The 5562-nt window shown below is 42.2% G+C and carries 5 protein-coding genes; all 5 read left to right on the forward strand.

Annotated elements, in window-relative coordinates:
• The first annotated feature begins 97 nt into the window (after nt 1-97).
• The 5 genes from K2P83_RS13480 (at nt 98) to K2P83_RS13500 (ending at nt 5127) form a co-directional block, all read left to right on the forward strand.
• On the forward strand, nt 98-697 hold the full coding sequence (locus tag K2P83_RS13480; protein ID WP_292930027.1) for a cytochrome P460 family protein: 600 nt from the start codon (nt 98-100) through the stop codon (nt 695-697).
• A gap of 2 nt (nt 698-699) precedes the next feature.
• The gene (locus K2P83_RS13485; RefSeq protein ID WP_292930029.1) at nt 700-1296 is read left to right on the forward strand and encodes a cytochrome P460 family protein; all 597 of its coding nucleotides are present in this window, start codon (nt 700-702) and stop codon (nt 1294-1296) included.
• Nucleotides 1297-1669: 373 nt separating this feature from the next.
• Nucleotides 1670-2938 (forward strand): beta-propeller fold lactonase family protein, encoded by a 1269-nt coding sequence (locus K2P83_RS13490; RefSeq protein ID WP_292930031.1) that lies wholly within the window; start codon nt 1670-1672, stop codon nt 2936-2938.
• 80 nt (nt 2939-3018) lie between these two features.
• Nucleotides 3019-3813 carry a cysteine hydrolase gene (locus K2P83_RS13495; RefSeq protein WP_292930033.1) on the forward strand — a complete coding sequence of 265 codons (795 nt, stop codon included), beginning with the start codon at nt 3019-3021 and terminating at the stop codon, nt 3811-3813.
• A gap of 270 nt (nt 3814-4083) precedes the next feature.
• The gene (locus K2P83_RS13500; protein ID WP_292930035.1) at nt 4084-5127 is read left to right on the forward strand and encodes an MtrB/PioB family outer membrane beta-barrel protein; all 1044 of its coding nucleotides are present in this window, start codon (nt 4084-4086) and stop codon (nt 5125-5127) included.
• The last annotated feature ends 435 nt before the right edge of the window (nt 5128-5562 follow it).

Here is a 5562-nt window from a genome sequence, read left to right on the forward strand (position 1 = left end):
GTTTGAGGTATTCTTCGGGAAGACGGTGCGCTACACCAAACCACCGTCAGGTGTTGCACTTCGAAATTGAATCCGCGTATTGAAAAGGAATAAACAAATGAAAAGCAAAATATATCTAACCAGTTTATTCATTGCAAGCACTGTCGTCATGTTTTTTTTGATGTCTAGCAGTGTTTCTGCAAAAGAGTACTTCACTATCAAAAATGGCGAATTGGAACGCCCTACCGGATATCGTGAGTGGATTTATGTGGGCGCTCCAGTTACACCCAATGACATGAATAACGGAAAAGCTAGCTTTCCAGAATTTCACAGTGTTTACATTGATCCAGAGAGCTGGGAACACTGGAAGCAAACAGGAAAGTTTCGTGATGGCACCATTCTTGTCAAGGAAATGAATAGTGTTGGCACTAAATCTGCTCCAAGTGGACAGGGCTACTTTATGGGTAGATTCATAGGTCTTGAGGCAACTATAAAAAGTAAACGTGAATTTCCAAATGAGCCTGGTAATTGGGCTTACTTCAGCTTCTCAACAGAAGATCATAAGTCTCTGAAAAAGACAACAAAGGCTGAGCCAACAGCAAGTTGTAACGCTTGTCATGATGAGTCAGCAAAAGACGACTTCGTATTTACACAATATTATCCAGTCTTAGAAGCCGCTAAAGCGAATCCTAAGAAGGCTGTCGGGGGGGAATGGTGATAATGGAAAACTTTATGCTAACAAGAAAGTTGAGCTTATCCTCTATAGGTTCAACTTTAATTATTTTGTCGATGGTAACAATGTTGCTACAAACGAGCGAGGCGATAGCCGATGACACAGGTTTTTCACCTTATGTTGATAAATCAGGAAATATCAGTCTACCTGAAGATTTTCGTATTTCAATGATACATCTGGGTTCCTGGTTCGTGCCAGAAGGTGACGCAAGTGGATTCCATGATGTATATACAGAAGCAGAAACCGCGCTCTACTATCGGAAACATGGAAAGTTTCCAGATGGCGCTACTCTGGTTAAAGAATTACGCCCATCAAAAGCCGGAGATTACACAACTGGAAAAAACGTTAGTTATGCAACAGGCGATATTAAACAGTGGTTCGTAATGGTAAAGGATACTAAAGGACGTTTTAAAAACAATCCTATATGGGGTGATGGCTGGGGTTGGGCATTGTTCAAAACCGACGACACCAGTAAAAATGCATCCAATGATTATAAAGCAGATTGCTTAGGCTGCCATATGCCAGCTAAGCAAAACGATTGGATCTATGTTGAAGGTTATCCTACTTTGACTACGCCCAAGTAAGATCTATTGGTTTGATTCCCCGTCCCTTTGGGGTAAACCAACTGATAGAAAAGCGCAGTTAGCACCCCGCTGCTTGCGGCGGGGTACTTTATTTCTAGTGCATGAAAATTGGAAAACGGATATCTTGAGTTTCGGTAGAGCCACATGCAAGTTTCTTTGTGCCGTTCAACGCAATAATCCACTGCTTGTGATTTTATACAGTGCTTTCCTGGGCACTACCCGCTAATAAATAGTCATGGAGATTGTATTTATGAATATTCAAAAAACCTGTGAGCTTACTGAGGAAAGGTGCAATAAAAGCCATTCTGGTTCCGATAAGCTAAAAATAATTCTAGGATTTTTATCGCTGATAATATTCGGTCTAGGATTTCAAGTGAGTAATGCTGCACCCAAAGAGCCGGTATCCGATTTGGAGGGCGTGGTCTATGTAGTGAGCAACGATCCGGTTGATAATGGCAATGCAATACTCGGATATCGGCGAGATCATCGAGGTAATCTAACCCCATTGCCAGGCTCACCATTTCATACAGGAGGCAAGGGTTATGCCACTAAAGAAAAAGAATTTGGGTTGCCCCATTTCGGGCCTTTTGATCTTGATCAGAATATTATTGTCAATTCTGAACACACACGCCTTTTCGCCACCAATGGAGGCTCGGATACTATTGCGGTTTTTGATATTCAACCTGATGGCGGATTAGTGTCTATTAAGGGGTCACCTTTCCCGTCGGGTGGTAAAAATCCTGTCAGTCTAGCTTTGGCGGGAGATAAATTATATGTCGTCAATAAAAATGAAGACCCTGAGCGTGATATGACAAAAACCAAGCCTAACTACACGGGCTTCAGAGTCGACAAAAACGGGAAACTCACGCCGATTCCAAATTCAACGATTGAATTATCGACTGCGAGTCGATCACCCACTCAGGCATTGCTTGTCAGAGATAAATTCATTTTTGACGGTGACTTTGGTCGCTTCCCCTTGGCCAGTCGTGTCGCCATGTGGGGTGAAGATATCAAAAAGGATACCCCGAGCATGATCAGGTCGTTCAAAATCAATCCCAATGGAACATTGACACAGCATGCACCCACACCTGCACCGCCAGGTGCATTTGAAGGCGGGCTTGATGTGGATAATGATGGCGAACCTGATCCTCTGATGTTTGGATTGCAAGCACATCCAAAAGAACCACTGATATACGTCAGTATGGTATCCAGCGCGCGCCTTGCAGTGTTCAAATATGATAATGACGGTAAGTTAACGTTCGTTCGATTAGTACCTAATAAAGGAGAATTGATTTGCTGGATCAAGATTAACTCAGCGGGTACACGCGCTTACACCACCAATAATGGTGACAATACAGTGTCTGTTTATGATCTGGCCAACCCAGCGAACCCTGTAGAAATTCAAACGCTGAAACTCAAAGGTGATGGCCATCCCTATCAGATGGATTTGGATTCTACGGAAGCTTTTCTGCACATCGTTAAACATAGGACTTTTCCTGAAACACCGATAGGTAAAGGCAGCGAACTGAATGTGCTAAAGATTAAGTCGGATGGCACGCTTGAGGAAGTGTCTTCTTCGCCTGAAACTCTCCCTGTCCGGGACGACTTGCTGGCTCGACCACAAGGTGTTGTTGCACTGTAATTAATTAAGGCATCAAACATCTCCGTGAACATATTTGGCTAAATTAACAATTAACCACACTATTCAATAGGGATATTTATATGTATAACGCAAAAACTTTAAGCAAAGCACTGATCATGTTAATTGCATGTTTGAGCAATTCAGTTTCGATGTCCGGCCAAGATCACAAACACAAGCATGATGCAGTGGCGTCAAAATATGTTTATCAACAAAAGTTCATACCCAGACAAACACTTGAGATTGATTTGAGCAAGACAGCGGTTTTTATTACTGATCCACAAAATGATTTCATATCTGAAGGCGGGGCTGGTTGGCCTTTGGTTGGTGAGGGTGTGGTGGCGGGAAAAGTCGTTAAACGCTTGGTTCAATTAAGAAATGCCGCTAAAAGGGTTGGTATTCCAGTGTTTTATTCAACTCATATGTATACCAAAAAGGATTATGACAATTGGACTAGTCTTAACGGCATTGACAAGATCATGTTCGAGAATAATCTTTTTATCCAGGGCACCTGGGGTCACGATTTTCATCCGGACTTAAAGCCTGATGATAATACCGTTGTTTTGAACCCACATAAGGGTTTGAGTAACTTTTGGACTGGCGATGCTGCATTGCAACTTAGGCAATATGGCGTAACAACGCTAATCATGACGGGTATGGTAGCTAATATGTGTGTTGAATCGCATGCTAGAGATGCCATTGAAAATGGCTTTGATGTGATTATTGTTGCAGACGCAACAGCAGCGGCAGGTGAAGATGCGCTAAAAGCCGCACATATTAACTACGAATTCCTTGCTCATGAAGTTGTGACCACCGATGAAATCATCAAGCGGCTACATAAAGTTAAAGTTGCTCAACAAACTAAGGCCGATCAATAAACAAGCATTTTTTTAGGTAATTTGTGGTTTGAAGTATAGAAGGGGCTGTCTCATAATGGCATTTTTGAGAATTACGGTTGTTAAAAATCAATAAGTTGCATAATCAAAAATCCATAATTTTTGTATTATGAGACAGGCCCTAGAAATGTTTCTTAGCACAATTAGGGCTACAAACGTTCAAGCACAGAAACTCGTTTTTGATCTACTAACCAACTTAATTGTCAAGCATGCTTGTGACATATAAGATCGTAATACGTTTGGAGAGCCTGATTGAAGGTTAAAACCATAAAGGTAATCCAGTTTACAGTTCTAACATTGCTTCTATTTCCCCATACCGCCAGTTCTGAAATAAAGTTAATCGGTGAAACTAACGTTTTTTATACGAGTGATGTGTCAATCTTTTCAGCTTCGCAAAGGCTCTCACTCAGAGAAGATCCAACTCAGCCGTTGCTTGAAAACACCGGTGTCGGCGACGACGTCGTGTATGAGCCTGTTGCAAATGTGATCAAAACACTCCATCCTTCTTGGGGGAAAATGGCATTCGAACTCAGGGCGCAAGGCTATTTGTTTACTTCACACACGAAATTTAATCATGGAACCTATGGCGCGCAAGTAACACAATCGCTTCCGGCTGATTTTAATCTTCGATTTCGCTACCATTTTGGGCCGGATCAATTTGTTGGCAAAAATAGAATCCGTCGGGACTTACGAATCTTAGAGGCGCAAGAAGAAAACACAAATCAAGAACCAGCAAATGAAAATTTGTTTTCTGAGCGAGTAACGACCCATTTCGGAACAGTGGAATTAGAACGCAAGATATTTGACAATCTCAGCCTTCGAACGCTAGGGAGATATGGAAACAGATCGTATAACAGAAACTTTTCCCATCGAGATACCGATTTCTGGACAGTTGGTGCCCACCTGGAATGGGAGATTCGACCTGGTATGGATTTTGTGCTGGGTTATCACTTCGAGAGAGGTCAGACCGGCGGGCGCAAGCGGATTCAGTTTGAAGACGATATTTCTTACCGGAGTCATTATGTTTCGGCAGAAATGACAACACATTTTACTAAGAAGACATTGATTATACTAGGTTTTGATTTCGAGCACAATCTGTTCACGTCCAGACATATAGATGAAGAGCGCCGAAACGGAAATGAAAAAATTTATCAAGGAGATGTTGAAGTACGCTATAAACTGTATAAGAATGTAGATTTAAGAATGGGGTATCAACATGCCCAAAGAAAATTTACTTTTGAGGACAAAGCCGCTGTATTAAATACTGTTATGGTTGGAAGTGTTTTTAGATTCTAAAACGGACAACCCGGTTTTTTGCTGATCTCCAACATTCAACCGGGTGTTACGCATTCAAATTGATGTTGTGTGAACGGTTTTACAGTCCTGACAAGTAAGCCGCTATTGCACTGATATCTTCGTCACTCACTTCATGTACGGCCGGAGCCATCATGCTTGATAGTCCGGTCGTTCGTTTTTTGTCACGAATCAATTTAAATTGCGCAATAAGGGGGTGTAAGCCCAAACCGCCGAAAATTCCGGCGAATCTTTAGCAGTCGTTCCAGCCCTTATTCCAAGGCCAACTTGGCCATAATCATATCAAGAACAGTGTGTCGGCTAACACTTAATCGGATGATGTAGGCCGCGTTTATTGATGCGCGGATTCAATTTCGAAGTGCAACACCTGACGGTGGTTTGGTGTAGCGCACCGTCTTCCCGAAGAATACCTCAAAC

This window comes from Nitrosomonas sp., assembly GCF_019752415.1.
In the GTDB taxonomy this organism is placed as follows: domain Bacteria; phylum Pseudomonadota; class Gammaproteobacteria; order Burkholderiales; family Nitrosomonadaceae; genus Nitrosomonas.